This window comes from Methylobacterium durans (assembly GCF_003173715.1).
Classification (GTDB): domain Bacteria; phylum Pseudomonadota; class Alphaproteobacteria; order Rhizobiales; family Beijerinckiaceae; genus Methylobacterium; species Methylobacterium durans.
This window is the reverse complement of sequence record NZ_CP029550.1, coordinates 4,557,399-4,570,724: the sequence shown is the minus strand read 5'-3', so window position 1 is coordinate 4,570,724 and position 13,326 is coordinate 4,557,399. Positions and strand designations below refer to the sequence as shown.

15 protein-coding genes are annotated in these 13,326 nt (G+C 70.2%); 7 read left to right on the top strand and 8 right to left on the bottom strand.

Annotation, left to right across the window (positions count from 1 at the left end; genetic code table 11):
• Positions 1–111: 111 nt before the first annotated feature.
• Positions 112–375 (bottom strand): hypothetical protein, encoded by a 264-nt coding sequence (locus DK389_RS21005; RefSeq protein WP_109892496.1) that lies wholly within the window; start codon positions 373–375, stop codon positions 112–114.
• 46 nt (positions 376–421) lie between these two features.
• Complete coding sequence (locus DK389_RS21000; RefSeq protein WP_109892494.1) at positions 422–754, bottom strand: four-helix bundle copper-binding protein; 333 nt, start codon at positions 752–754, stop codon at positions 422–424.
• 165 nt (positions 755–919) lie between these two features.
• Here DK389_RS21000 and DK389_RS20995 point away from each other — a divergent pair, with 165 nt between their 5' ends.
• Complete coding sequence (locus DK389_RS20995) at positions 920–1,222, top strand: metal-sensitive transcriptional regulator (RefSeq protein WP_109892492.1); 303 nt, start codon at positions 920–922, stop codon at positions 1,220–1,222.
• A gap of 945 nt (positions 1,223–2,167) precedes the next feature.
• Positions 2,168–2,443, top strand: a complete 276-nt coding sequence (locus DK389_RS20990; protein WP_109892490.1) for a hypothetical protein — start codon at positions 2,168–2,170, stop codon at positions 2,441–2,443.
• A gap of 505 nt (positions 2,444–2,948) precedes the next feature.
• Here the strand turns inward: DK389_RS20990 and DK389_RS20985 are convergent.
• On the bottom strand, positions 2,949–3,446 hold the full coding sequence (locus DK389_RS20985; RefSeq protein ID WP_109892488.1) for a Ros/MucR family transcriptional regulator: 498 nt from the start codon (positions 3,444–3,446) through the stop codon (positions 2,949–2,951).
• A 412-nt stretch (positions 3,447–3,858) separates the two neighbouring features.
• Between DK389_RS20985 and DK389_RS32670 the strand changes: the two genes are divergently transcribed.
• The 4 genes from DK389_RS32670 (at position 3,859) to DK389_RS32660 (ending at position 6,771) form a co-directional block, all read left to right on the top strand.
• Positions 3,859–4,035, top strand: a complete 177-nt coding sequence (locus DK389_RS32670) for a hypothetical protein (protein WP_162560748.1) — start codon at positions 3,859–3,861, stop codon at positions 4,033–4,035.
• A gap of 610 nt (positions 4,036–4,645) precedes the next feature.
• On the top strand, positions 4,646–5,119 hold the full coding sequence (locus DK389_RS20980) for a hypothetical protein (protein ID WP_109892486.1): 474 nt from the start codon (positions 4,646–4,648) through the stop codon (positions 5,117–5,119).
• A 598-nt stretch (positions 5,120–5,717) separates the two neighbouring features.
• Complete coding sequence (locus DK389_RS32665; protein WP_162560747.1) at positions 5,718–5,891, top strand: hypothetical protein; 174 nt, start codon at positions 5,718–5,720, stop codon at positions 5,889–5,891.
• 106 nt (positions 5,892–5,997) lie between these two features.
• Positions 5,998–6,771, top strand: a complete 774-nt coding sequence (locus DK389_RS32660; protein WP_162560746.1) for a hypothetical protein — start codon at positions 5,998–6,000, stop codon at positions 6,769–6,771.
• A 121-nt stretch (positions 6,772–6,892) separates the two neighbouring features.
• Here the strand turns inward: DK389_RS32660 and DK389_RS32655 are convergent, their stop codons facing one another.
• The 3 genes from DK389_RS32655 to DK389_RS20960 all read right to left on the bottom strand — a co-directional run bounded on the left by DK389_RS32655 (position 6,893) and on the right by DK389_RS20960 (position 8,557).
• On the bottom strand, positions 6,893–7,642 hold the full coding sequence (locus tag DK389_RS32655; protein WP_162560745.1) for a hypothetical protein: 750 nt from the start codon (positions 7,640–7,642) through the stop codon (positions 6,893–6,895).
• Between the two features lie 27 nt (positions 7,643–7,669).
• Positions 7,670–8,173: a hypothetical protein gene (locus tag DK389_RS32650; RefSeq protein WP_162560744.1), complete on the bottom strand. Its 504-nt coding sequence runs from the start codon at positions 8,171–8,173 to the stop codon at positions 7,670–7,672.
• Between the two features lie 141 nt (positions 8,174–8,314).
• The gene (locus DK389_RS20960; RefSeq protein WP_109892480.1) at positions 8,315–8,557 is read right to left on the bottom strand and encodes a hypothetical protein; all 243 of its coding nucleotides are present in this window, start codon (positions 8,555–8,557) and stop codon (positions 8,315–8,317) included.
• Between the two features lie 346 nt (positions 8,558–8,903).
• On the opposite strand from DK389_RS20960, the gene DK389_RS20955 reads away from it, so the two are divergent.
• Positions 8,904–10,256, top strand: a complete 1,353-nt coding sequence (locus DK389_RS20955) for a hypothetical protein (protein WP_109892478.1) — start codon at positions 8,904–8,906, stop codon at positions 10,254–10,256.
• Positions 10,257–10,752: 496 nt separating this feature from the next.
• Here DK389_RS20955 and DK389_RS20950 read toward each other — a convergent pair whose 3' ends face one another.
• Both DK389_RS20950 and DK389_RS20945 read right to left on the bottom strand, forming a co-directional pair.
• Positions 10,753–11,529, bottom strand: coding sequence for an HNH endonuclease family protein (locus DK389_RS20950; protein WP_109892476.1), 777 nt, complete (start codon positions 11,527–11,529; stop codon positions 10,753–10,755).
• A complete protein-coding gene (locus DK389_RS20945) occupies positions 11,526–12,965 on the bottom strand; it encodes an AAA family ATPase (protein ID WP_109892474.1) in 1,440 nt (479 codons plus the stop codon). The genes DK389_RS20950 and DK389_RS20945 overlap by 4 nt, the downstream gene beginning before the upstream one ends.
• Positions 12,966–13,326 lie beyond the last annotated feature (361 nt).

Genomic DNA, 13,326 nt, shown 5'->3' with positions numbered 1-13,326 from the left:
GGTCCCCGGTCATGGGCAGCTCACTCGGCAGGCGTCTTTAGGCCGGGCGGCAACATCGCCCGACGCTGGCTTCAGCCGTCGGTCAGCCGCGCGAACGGAGAGCGCCGGCCCTCATCGGCTGCCGCCGCCGCCGCCTTGCGGGACGGCACGCGAGGGCTGGCCTGCATTTCCACCGGCGGCCGAGTCGGTCTGGATGGTCGACGCACCCGTCGGGCCCGGCGCGATCACGACGTTCCGGTCGTTGCCGGTGGTATCAGGCGTGCGTGTGACCACGGGTGCGGTCGAGCCCGGAAGGTCCGGCCGGACCGGCGCCTGGGCGTTCGCGGCGCCGGCGAATGCCAACGAGACGCCGAGCATGAGGGCTTGTGTGCGCATGTGTGATCTCCGTTTCGAAAGGCTCACTCCGGCCGCTCCCCGGGACTCAGGCGGCCATCTTCCGGCAGCTCTCGGCGCAAGCCCGGCACTGGTCGACGCAAGCCTGCATGTCGCCTACGGCCTCGCAGGAGCGCGCGCAGTCCTCGCAGACGTCGGCGCATTCGGCGCAGGTGTGCTTATGGTGCCGGGTGCCGAGCAGCATGAAGTGCGCGGAGGTCCGGCAGATCTCGGCGCAGGCGAGCATCAGGCGGAGATGCTCGGGCTCGACGTGCTTGCCGCCGGCCGGCAGGCAGTGGCTCGACGCCATGCCGAGGCAGGTCTGGTAGCAGCGCAGGCATTCGTCGATGCAGGCCTGCATGTCATGGCTCATCTGATGCATTCCATCGCTCGCATTGTTGGGGGTCGGGCCAAGCCTTACTATAAGGGGGAGGCCCCGGTGCTCAGGAGCGACCAGGGGCGCTCAGCTCTTTCAACATACCCTTTCGGGGTATAGTTCCGGGTTTCGGGTCGTCGTTCGCCCTCCCCACCAGAGGTACACGGCAGCATGTCAGGTTCCGCAGAGGACCACGGGGGCGTCCCGGTCGACCACAAGCAGCAGATCCCCCGGCTTCGCCGCATCGAGGGACAGGTCCGCGGCGTGCAGCAGATGATCGAGACGGGGCGCTACTGCGTCGACGTCGCCCACCAGATCGACGCCGTCATCGCCGCCCTGCGCCGCGTCCAGTCCGACATGGTCCGGGACCACATGCACGCGCTCGTCCAGTCATCCCTCGCCGGTGACCTTCCGGAGGCCGAACGGCAGCGCCTTGCCGACGAGGTCGGCAGTCTCATCGCCCGTATTGTCTGACGGAGCCCCGGAGCCGGATACACCCGGCGGGACGCGCCACCTCCTGCACCGACTTCCCCCGGAGCTGCCCCCATTGCGGGGACGGGATGACATCCGCTCGTCGCGGCATCCGACGCCCCCCAGATGCCGTCAGTGTCACCGCCCAGCTGGTGGCCTGTGAGGCGACGTGAGCGTCGAAGGCGGCCTGGACCTGGTTCCTCGATCCTTTCCGCTGCTTGAGCAAGCCGGCTTCCTGCGGGGCTTTTGCCGGGCATACCCGGACACGGAGTTTATGGCAGGGGTCGGAGCCCTGGACCATCGGCTGCGCGGGGCGCGCACCTGACGCGCGGGGCCAGCCCACGGTGTCGCCGCGCCTCTCGAAGGGGTGGCGCACGGGCCGGCTGGGCGCATCCGCGCCGGAGCGAACGAGCGTGTCGGTCGCGCCGCCCGTCATGGACGGGGCGCGCAGGCGGTCGGAGGGGCCAGCCCGGCTTCATGCCCTGGCGCCGAGGTCCACGATGGGGCCGCTCCTCCCTGGACATGCCGAGACCAACCACGTCCGTCCCGACTTCGGGAGAGGGCCGTCAGGTCTCGTCTCCCCCGGACGAGGCATCGAGCGGCGCGATGCCGCTCAGGCCCCGAGGTCTCGCGTGGGCGGTTCCCGTTTCCGGCGCGGCCCCCGGACGCGTACGGCACGTCGGGTCCCGAGCGGCCCGGCCGGGGCCCGAGCTCCGAGCGAGGGCCACGGATGGCCCCCGCCGTCCAGAATGAACCTCCACAGGACTTCGGGGCGCCGACAGCCCTCCCCGACTACGTCGCGCCTGGCAGCCGGGGCGCTGCGGCTTTGCCGCCGGACGGCCTTTTCCCGCGCATCCGCCGAAATTGAACGAAGATCGCCCAGGCGTGTTATGCGCTTACTCTTCCGAGTAAACCCCGGCGGGGTATTCCCGCCCTAGGACTTTGTCGATGAGGATCTTTGTGATCGCTGCCGTCGCCGCCTTCGCCGGTATCACCCCCCTCCAAGCGGCTCCGCTTTCCGTCCCGGCCGGGACGGCGGCGCCGGGCGATGTCCTGACCCAGGTCCGCGACCGCGGCATGGGCCACGAAGGCATGCGACACGGCAGCATGCGTGGCATGCGACGGGGCGACATGCATGGCATGCGGCATGGCAGTGGTATGCGCGGCATGCGGCATGGCGGCGGGATGCGGAACATGCACGGCATGAATCACCGCGGCATGTGATCCGGGGGTTGGGGCTGTCCCGGCATCCCCGACCCGTTTCGCTCAGGCCAGGCCGGAGGGCGCTGCCTACCGAGGAGCTCGGCCGTCCGACTCTCGCGGAAGGCGGCGCACCACGGACGGTGCCCGGTGTGTCGCGACCAGACCCCCGGCAAGGAAGCCAAGGTCAACCCTCACGCCTCATCAGCTTGATCTGCACGTAAAACGTTCAACCGGAGAACAATCAACCGGTGGCATTCAGGGCTAAGGCCGAGATTGGTGCAGGGAGCCGGAAGCAAGGCGACATGGCCGCGGATCCGTACCCAGGCATGACACACGACAGCATGTTCAAGACGCTGACGTGGCCCAGCCCGGTGCTGACTGAAATGTCCGGGCTGCCTGTCTTGGAGGCAGGCACGAAAGCGAGGAAGGGCCACGGTGGCCATGGCTGCGAGCGCGGTGGTCGCCACGCCCGATTCCTCATCGACCTGCCGCCACTCTCGCCGGGGCCGGGGCGCGGTGAGCGGGATCAAGGCCACGTCGCGCGGCGGCCGCGGCCTGTCCGCGCCGCGGGCGTGGGCGCGGCTTCGTCCCCGCCAATCTGCGATGCCCCGCCGCCGGGGCGCCCGAGCCCGAGGTTACGCGCCAGTGCCGAGCGCTGCTCGGAATAGTTCGGGCAGACCATCGGGTAGTCCCGCGGCAGGCCGTACCGCTCGCGGTAGCTGTTCGGTTCGAGCCCGTGCTTGGCGAGGTGCCGCTTGAGCGTCTTGTAGGGTTTCCCGTCGAGGAACGAGATCAGGGCATCCGGCGTGACGGACCGACGCACCTGCGTCGGCGTGGGCTTCGGCTGCTCGTCCGCGGGGAGGTGGCGCAGCCCGCTCGCGAGACCGTCCAGCGCCGCATGAACCCTGGCGATCAGGGCGGGAAGCTCGGCAGGCGGCACGGGATTGTTGGCCACGTAGGCGGAAACGAGGTCGGCAGCTATTGCGGTCAGCTGCGGGCTATCGCCCTGCGTCTCTTCTGGCATGTCATTGATCCCACCAAGATGATTCAAGTGGAGTAGGTCGACCCGGCCTGTCGAGCATCAATGGTTGACGATGCCGCAGCCCGAGCGGCGTGAATTCACCCCGCCGGTGGGCGACCAAAGCAGGTTTCCCGAGACGGCACGGGGACGGAGGAAGCTCAGCATGCAGGCCAAGGGTGGATGCAGGGCCGGGCGCCTGGAGACCGCTCGTGGACAGCCGACAAGGGCGCTCCAACCACCATGGGCGTACGGCTCGAACCGCACGAACCCGGAAGCGTCGACTGCTGGTCCGCACAGCCGACGCCCAGATCAACGGACCCGCCGCCCGCACCCGACCGCCACGGCACCGGGCTGGCTCCCTGAGCAGGGCCGTCCTAGGACCTTGGCCTAACGTGCTTGGGCCGAGACGAACGGGATGACCAAGCGATCCAAGACCTCTTCGAAAGCGGCCCCGGCGATCAACTCGGATGCCTGGAAGACTTTCGTGGCGGATGCAATAGCCAAGCATCCGCACGAACGCCCGGACGCGGAACGCGCGGCCAAAGCGACGGCCATGGCGATGCACCGGGCCGGGGGCGCCGTGAAGCGTTGAGGACGTCGTCGACCGCCTTCCCACGGTCCAGGACGAAGCCTGCCGGCGCCGGTCGCCTCTCGTGGCGCCGCCTCTGAGCGCGTGCCGGGTCCTGAACGCGTCTTCGACGCCGCCGAGGCTTGCACCGCCGCGCGACGACATCAGCCGGAGGGCATGGCCATGGCCATGCCCAGTGCATCGTTTTCACAGGGCGCATGAACTTCCTGCCCGCTTGGTGGTCGCCGCCGCTCGGCCGGCCTCCCCGCGTTCGCCGCGGGCTCGTGGAACCGGCGAGACCATCGCGACCGCGGGGGCGCCGCCCTTTGCGAGGCCGCGGCGCCGGGCCCCGTCATGGCGAGCATCGTGGGTTTCACGCCGGGTTCTACCGGGAGCGTGCGACGAACCCACCGCTCAGGCCGCAGGGTCCCGTCGCCTCATGCCGCCATGCAGGGTGCCGCCCGATGTCCGGCGGCGGAGTCCGTTAACCATGCCCGCATCCGTCCGCGGGCCGAGAGATTCGATGCTTGCATCCGGCCACCGGATCTTCGTATGCATGGCCATGGCCATGGAGGCCATGTGAGCCCTGGACGGCGGATCCGCCCAGGGCCGCGGCATCCCTGGGAGGCGGCTCATGTTCAGCGACGTCCGGTCGGCCATCCAACAGGTCGATCAAGAGATCGAGGACCTCATCGAGGAGCAGGACAGGGTGCTGCGCGCGACCTGTTCGCGCCTGGCGCTCCTCTACCTGAAAAAGGACCGCATGGAGGAGCTTCTGGCCAAGGCGGAGCCGGAGGAGGCCGCGATAGCCCGGCCCCCGGCGCGGCCCAAGCCGGTGGTGGCGGCGAAAGCGGGGCGGTCCAACCCGGCTCCGGTCCCGGCACCGCTCGGTCGCGCCGCCACGGTGATCATCGAAGCCCTGGACCGGGAGGGCGCGGCCGGTCTGTCCGGCACCCAGTTGAACGAAGCCGTCAACAAGGCCGGCATGAGCAGGGACGCTGCCGAGAAAGCGAAGACGCGGGTCAAGCGGTTGGGCTTGGTCCGCCACGACGAGCTTGCCCGCCGCTGGTACCCGCTCGCGCAGTCGGATCGGTTGAAGACAGAGTAACAGCCTAAGGGCTGGCCAGATTCGGTCAGTGTCGGAACTTTAACCAGGCCGACGAAATCAGTCGCCGCAAATTACACTCGCGGTATAAAAAATGGTCCGGACCTGATACCATTCCACTCTGATGATGGAGGCGCACGTGGCAGCCAATCACATCGAACAAGCATGGATCTCTCGGCAGGCCGCGCCTGCGGCCGACCGGCCCGACACCGTCGGCCAGTCCATCAGCACGCCGCGGGCCCGAGGCCCGCCCTGGGTTCGGGTGCGGTCGGGGTCGACGGCCCGATTGCACAAAAAGAAACGCGCGACCCATGGGTCGCGCGCTTTATCCTGACCTCGCATCTCAGTTTCGCACCTGCCGCGAGTGTCAGGCATCCCGAACCCAAAGGCTCGGATTCGGCCCGCAAAGGCCGACGGGGTTCACCGGCAGGCTGCCAGGCCCGCTCGGATCAACGGTCGTACCGTAGCCGCACATGCGCGCCAGCGCAAGCGTCTCGTTGCGCCCGTCCTGGATCCCGTCGGCGAAAGCTGCCGGGGCTCCGCCCGCTCCTGAGGACGGCTGCGGATCCCGGTCCCCTTCGCCTGCGAGAGGACACCCACCATGGACGACCTGGACTTCGGCGACATCCGCTCCGCCGACGACAACTCCGTCTCCGCCGCCTTCCTCGACCCGGACTTCGACCGCTGGGACGGCGACGTCGCGCGCGCCCTCGGCCGCCCGGCCTGCGACTTCGACCGGCAGAGCCCGTCCGACGAGGACGACGGCGGCTTCTAGGCGCTCGCGCCACGATCCGACAACCCTCCCCCGGCCTCGGCCGGGGGACCACTCGCCCGTGTCCAGCGACGGGCCGCCGTGCGCCCCGTCAACCCGGAGTTTCGTCATGAGGACCCGCTACAGCGGAACCGCCACACCCTCTTCCACCGGCGCCGATGGAGCGCCGCCGCGCCTCGGCGAGCCGTCGCCGGACGTGCTGCGCCGCGCCGCCCAGGGGATCATCCCGTCCTCGCGGGGGCTGGCGAGCGTGGCCATCGACCATGCGGTCATCGGCATCTCCGTCGCGGACCTCGGCCTCGACGCCGTCCACCTGACGCTGGGCCGCGACGAGACCAGCGGCCTGATCGTCGTCGCCGCCCTCGATGCCGAGCGGCGCGGCCCGCGCGACGTGCTCCGGCTGTTCGGGAACGTCCCCGGTACGGCGGCGCGGTCCGCCGGGCTCGGCGCGGTCTGGACCTGTCCCGGCATGCCGGAGGCCGTCGTGGTGGACAACGGCACGGGCTACCACGACGCCGCCTTCCAGAAGGCCGCGGAGGAGCTCGGGATCCAGGTCCTGCACCGGCCGCCTCGCGCCCTGCCGGGCCGGTCGCATCTCGAAGCCCTGCTGGGCGGCCATGGAGCCTGCCGCTACATCCGCGGGCATGGTGTCGTCACCATGGCGATGCTCGTGGGGGCGGTCCATGCCTGGGTCGCCGCGTGCTACCAGCATCCCCGCGGCCGCGACACGGACGCGTCCTGCGGGCTCGGGTCGTTGGGATCGGAGCCGGTCCCGCCCCGGCAGCCCGCGCGCTCCATGGGGTTCCGGGCTCGTGCGCGGATCTTGCAAGGGCAGGCCGCCTGGGAGACCACGGCGCGCGCGCTGGGCCGCCGCCGTCGGTAGCCGGACCTGAGCCAGCTCCGGCGCCGCCCTGGCGCCCGGGCAGCCCTGATCCACCCCGAACCCTGCGGGCTCGCGCAAGGAGACCCGGTTCTAGGTATGCTCACGTCATTCCGAAGCTGGGCTACCCCTCGCCGCGCCGCCGCGGACGGTCGGTGGCTGCGGGCTTGCCAGCGGCACCGCGCCTGGTCTCGCGACCGTCGGCGGCGCCGGGCGCGTCGTGCCGGTTCGCCCTCTTGGCGCCATGGCGCCTCAGGGCGGCGGTGCCAGGGCCGCCGCAACGTTCGCGCGAGTGACGCACGCGCCGTCCCGTGCCGCGGCACCAGCGCGGCGAATGCCTCCGGTCGCGCCCGCTCGCCCTTGCGTTCGTCCTCGCCCTCCTGGCCGTCGATGATCCGGAGGACCCTGCGCATCGCCTGCGCGTCGAGATGCATGTGCCCGCCCTGCGCGTCCAGCGGCCCGGCCAGGGAGCGCGGTTCGCCACCCCGGGCCCCTCGGCGAACCAGGGGATGCCGCCGACCTCGGCGGCGACCACCTCGCCGCGATGAAGGGCCTCGCGGGCGGCGAACCGGTCGTCGATGCGCTGGTCGACCCAGCCGTGAAGCCGCCAGAACACCGGCTTGACGTGGGAGGAGAAGAACTCGCCCAGGAAGTCGCAGGCCGGTAGCAACCACTTGCCCCGCGGCTCGTGGTCAGGCCGCCCGAGGGGGCCGGCACTCCGGTCATGGGGTCTCGCGGGACCGAGCTCCACCACATGCCTCCACCACGGGCGCATGGCGTTGTGGACGACGAACTCGATCAACGCGCCGCGTGCGTCGAGCGACGGGGTAGCGAGGTGGGCCGGGTTCTTGAACGCCCGGTCCCAGGCGGACACCGGTCCCGGGAGGACATCCGCGCGGAGTCAGACTCGTCCCCCTTGAGCGCGGGAATGCGATGATTGTCGAGCGCGCCGGCCGGGTCGTTCCAGGCAGGGGGGAACGGCGAAGCCGTCGGCATTGCCCGCCGGGCGAGAGAGCGGCGCCGGATTGTCCAGCCCAGGCTCCGCCACGAGGCCGGCCGGGCCGGGGATGCTGGCCCAGGACCCGGGCATCTCAGGGCCGGCCATGTCGCGCACCGTCGCGATCATCCGCCCGTGCATGTCGAGCAAATCCTCGCCGAAGCCGTCGCTCAGGACGGGCCCGAGGCGGTTGCGGGCCGGGCGGCCATCCTCCACCCGTGAAGGGTTCCCGAGAGCCCGGCCCTCGCGATGAATGTCGCGTCGTTGCGCCGGACGCAGCAGCGGCCACGACCCGCGCACGGTGTGCCAAGCCATGTGCCACAGGCGGTGCGAAGCGCTGGCCAGCATGTCGACGACGGGCTCCGGGAAGGGAAAGTCCGCCCGGGGCTCCACGAAGTCGCGGCGCACGGCCGCGACCGAAAGGACCGCGCCCCCCGGCTACGCGAAGCACGGATCCAATTCGGCTGGGCCGCGCCTCGCCCGCCTCCGGCCAGGTCTGCGCGAGATGCCCCGAATACGCCTCGACCCAACCTTCCGCCCCGGCGCCCGTCACGCCGAAGCCTCGGGCGTGGAAGCGGCCATCCCCGCCCGCCAAGTCAGGAGCCGGCGAGGGTTGGTGGCGCGCGCGGGCATGCCGCGGAACGCGAGCCGGCCCGCGAATCCGCCAGGGGTGGCCGCATGCTCCACCGTGAGCTCCCGCTGCCCGGCCAGCAGGTCCTTGGCGTCGGCCGCCAGGCCCGGCCGGTTCCGGAGGCCGCGGAATGGCCGGATCGCGGTGAGTTCGCCGCCCATGGAACCGATCTCCCGGCAGATCCGACGAGGCTCGGCCAGGCTGCAATCGCTTCGCAGTCCTCCGGTCGGGCAGCGTCGGAAGCAGATCCTCGGCCCGGGGCGCGGAACGCCGGCGCTTGTCGCTTTCATGCCGAGCCGGACGATCGGCATGTGCTCCCGGGCGGAGCCAGGGGACGCCGATTCGGGCTGGCGACGCGAGGTGGGCGGGAACATCCCGGTCCCGACCCTGCGGCTGCAGCGAGGATGGGGTCCGTGGCCGCCCCCATCAATCGGTGCCCTGTGCCATGTTCACCCTCCCCGCAGCCCCGGGCGTCCGGCCCACCATCGTTGCCCCCGAAGCGGACAGATGCCGGAACCGGGGGGCGCCGCCGGCCCGCCCTCGGTGGAGGAGATCCAGCAGGCGATGCGGGCCATCGCCACGGTCTGCCCGGCCGAGGCGCGCCCCATCCTCACCGTGTTGCTCGGCAACCTCCTGAGCGCCAGTCAGGCGGGAGGAATCGTCCAGTCCAAGCTTGAGGGCTTGGACGTCAGCCTACGCAAGCACCTCCGGCAAGTGTGGCTCGACGGCGTCGTCGTTCCGCTCGTCCGGACGCGCAACGAGCTTCAACGCGCGACCTTTTCCGCAATGCCGGTCCTGCGCGACCCGCGGGACGTCTCCGACGTTCTTGCCGCCGTTCGGCGGATCGCGAGCGAAGTGCCGGAGCTCACCACGGCACAGGAGCACCTCGCAAAAGCCGTCCGCTACCTGGAGGCGGTGCCGGTTCTCATGCGGGCGATGGCGGACCTGGAAGGCCGCACCTTCAGGATGGGCGCGGGTCGTTGGCGGGCGTCGGGCTACGGTTCGGGCGAACGGGACACCGCCCGCAGGCGCCAGGTCCGGTCGGCCGAGCAGGCATTCCGCCGGGCCGCGCGGAACGCGCTTGCCCCGCTGGCCCGGGACCTGACGGATGCCGTCTTCGCCTGCACCCTGGCAGCCGCCAATGGTCCGCCCTTCACCCGAACCGCGCCGGAATTGCTGGCGCCACCCGTCGGCGGCTTACGGGCGAGAAGCCGTGAAGTCCCGGCTTGGCGCCTGCGCGTCATCGAGGGGCTCCAGGCCGATCTCTGGAACGGAGGATTGGGGGCGGCCCTGGAGGCGCTGCTGCGACGGCATCCGGGCATCGAGGTGCGGGGGGTAGGCGTCACGCGCGAGGGCGACGTTTCGGGGCTGGCGCGGATCAGCTTGGCGCGGGGCAGCATAAAATTCGCGCTCACCGCTCGTTTCGACCTGCAGGTCGGATCGCTCGAACAGGACGCGGCGGATCTCGTCGTCGCCGGCCGACGCACCCCGCGGGCGTCCCGGGCGGAACTGGAGGCATGCCTCGACCGCCTCCTCCCGCCCGAGTTTGACACCGGTCCGTTCCGCCTGATGCACCGGATCCTGGACGGGGACGGCGGCGAGGATCTCGCGCTCGACCCCTACGGCGAGGACGAACTCGTGATCGCCTGCGCCGCCGGCGGCCGGGTTCCGCCGGATTTCGTCGGTTGGCTCGTCGAGGCGGCCGACGAGGAGGGCGTGGCCCTGAAGGTCGCCTCGGATGAGACCGGTCTCCTGATAGGCGAGCTGGCGCGGCACGGTTTCGCCTGGGCGGACGGAAAGGAGCGCCGCTTCATGACGCGTCCGGCCTCGCCGCCCTGGGCCGCTGGGACCGCGCCCTGAGGATGGCCCCAGGCTGCTCGCCCCGGCGCGGGCCAGCCTGGGGCGCCGCCTCCGCGGCAGCGTCAATCATCGTCACATTGGAAGATGATCGCGTCCTCCGCTCCATGGATACCTATTTCATCCCCGTAGTCTTGCTTCCGCGCCGCCACTGCTTTTTCGTGCATCAATCCGTGCGCCGCTTCCCCGGGCGCCCCCACGTTGCTACCGAGCCGATGCCCGAGAAAGGACCGCCCTGAAGAGCGGCCCGAAGTCCGGGGCGGAAACGCCCGGGACGGGCGGCCGCCCGGCGACACCCTTGCCGGGTGGCCGCGCGGACATCGACGTTGCAGGCGCAAGGCGTCACCTTCGATCACGTGGCAGAGCCGGCCGGCGGCGTCGCAGCCCCAGGCAGAGACAGGCTTCGTCGGGGCGTGGCGGTTCGGAGCGGAGTGGCCGACGCGGCCGTGGCGGCCCGATTGGCCCGCGCCCTCAACGTCCGGGGAGGCTTCCCTGCCGCTCAGAGCGGGACCGGGTTTCGGTCCACGAAGGCCGAGGCCATCGCGCTGAAGGGCGCGTCCGGCCGCACCGCATGGGCCAGGAATGCCCGCGCCATCGCGACGACCTCCAGGGCCTCGGGCGACGTCCTGTCCCGGTACCGTGTCACGTAGCCGTGCGCGTCCTTGAGGTTTTGCAGCAGACGCTGGCGGCCCGCGTGCTCTGCCTTGTCGAGTCCGAGGATCTGCACGGTCTCAACCCCCGCGGGGGTCTTGCCGAATGGGATCTCCTCATGGAAGCCGATGTGGTCGCGAGGATCCTCCGGGCCGTCCGGCTTCAGGAGCATCGGCCGCTCCGCGGCCACGTCACCGTTGTGGTTGCGTGCCCGCGCGGCGGGATTGAACAGCGGGAAGACGTTTCCCTTGTTCGAGGAGTTGCAGAAGTGGCAGCTGAGCAGGAGGTTGTCCCAGTCGTAGGCGAGCCAGTAGTACCCGGGCCGCAAGGCCTTTCCCCTGCGGGCCTGCTGCGAGTAGGATTTCGGCCTCCAATGCTCGACATGCAGGAACGCGTAGGGCTTCTCGGGCTGGGCCTCGCAATAGCAGCACTTGCCATGCTGCGCCTGCTCCAGCGCCTGCCGGACGGTCCGGTGCGCGTAGATTCCCTCCGCGATGGCATGCTTGCTCCGACCGGTGTCGTAGCCCGCCGCATCCGCCTCGTAATCCGCGCAGTGGCGTCGCGCCTCGGCTGCGCCGGCGACGGTCAGGTGCTGCGGGGCCGGACCTTTGGCGATCCTGATCATCGGGCGGGCGCCGGGATCCCTTCGAGCCGCGCCACGCTCCGCATCAGGTCCTCGAACGCCTGTTCCTGCGGCGAGGGCGCGGTGGGCAGCTTCGCCGCGTAATCGTCGAGCTTCTTCAGGCGCCGTTTCTCGCCTGCCGAGAGCGTCTCCTTCCGGATCAGCGCGAGGCGCTCGTTCATGAGCGTTTCCGCCTCCGGCCCGCGGGAGCTGTCGAACGCGAACAGCTCGCTGGTCAGGAGCTGGTCGAACCGCCATTCCCGCGGGGGAAGCGGCTTGTTGAGGATGACGGTGTGGTCGTTCTCCCACCGCACCACCGCCACGTTTCCCCCGGCGGACAGGGTCTCCTGGGCGGTCACGGGGCTATGCGTGGTCGCGATGAATTGCACGCCCGGGAAATGCTTGGTGAGGTGGCGCCGGATGATCCTCTGCCACCGCGGATGCAGGTGCAGGTCGACCTCGTCGATCAGGACGATGGCACTCTCGCGCAGCGGATGGGGACTGGCCGGATAGGCGCTGAACATCCGCCAGGCCAGGTCGACGGTCCACGCAAACACCGTCTGGTAGCCCAGGCTCAGGTCGGTCAGGGGCACCACGCCCGAGGGGGTGGAGACGTGGACGCCGCTGTCGGACGCGGAACGCCCCGGGACCTTGGGGCCGCGGATCTCGATATGTCCGGGCTTCATCCCCGGGATCAGGTCGGCCACGGCCTTCTTCAGATCGGTCAGCTTGACTTTGTCATTTCCCGCGTCGCGGCGGTCCTTGGGCTTCGCCATGGTCAGCGATGCGTGGTGCATCCGCTCGAAGATCTCCTCGGCATCGAAGAGATCGATCGCGTCGCTGAACAGCGGGCTTGCCGGGTCGCGTTCGCCGACGACCGATCCATTCCCGTGACCGACATGCCGGGCGGCACCATAACCGATCAGGAGCGGGCCATTGGACGCCAGTTCATGCTCCGTCTGGGCGAATTCGACGTTGGTCAGTTCCGTGCCGTCCTTGGAGCAGGTGACACCGACCTCGATCACCGCATGGTCGGGCGTTTCAAGCGTGGCCCGGATCGTGGATGTCCGGATCGTGGATGTCTTGCTGTCGTCGAGCCGGATGAAGCGCCGGATCTCCTCGTTCTCGTGCTCGGAAAGTTCGGGGCCCGTCCACTCGGGCACCCCCGCATCGCCGCCGGCCTTCGTCGACTTGAGCGTCTGGTTGAAAGCGGGCACCGGTCGCATCCGCGCGAGGGACTGCATGATGGTCGTCTTGCCGACGCCGTTCTCCCCAAGGATCAGGGTCCAGCGAGACGGCTGGCCGTCAAGCCCGGTCAGGTCGAGCCGTTGTTCCGCGGCGAAGGCCCGGACGTTGCGAAGTTTGAGCTCCCGGAAGTGGAACCGGTCCGGGTGTCGCTTCTCGTCTGCCATGTCGTCGTCCGCCGTCCCGAAAGCCACCTTGCGGTCCTTGGCGCGGCGGCGCCCAACCGACCCGGCGGCGGGCGAGACCCTGCCCGGCGCCGGCCGTTATGGCAATGACCGCGGCAGGACGGTCGGGATCCGGTTACGACCATGTGGCGGCAATCGCCCACTTCACCGCGGCGGGGCTTGGCAAGCGAGGACGACGCCCGACCATTCTTCTCGACGGCGGCGGAACGCAAGTGTTCGGACCCATTTCTGACTGCCGCTGGCAGGGCTTGCCGACGTTCTTCGACCCGGGCCTGGCCTCGCACGTCGTATGCGCGCAGCGATGCGGCCGCCCGCGTTCGGCAAAATCTTCCTCACGAAGTTTTTGTATTGTAAAACTGTATTTTTTGTC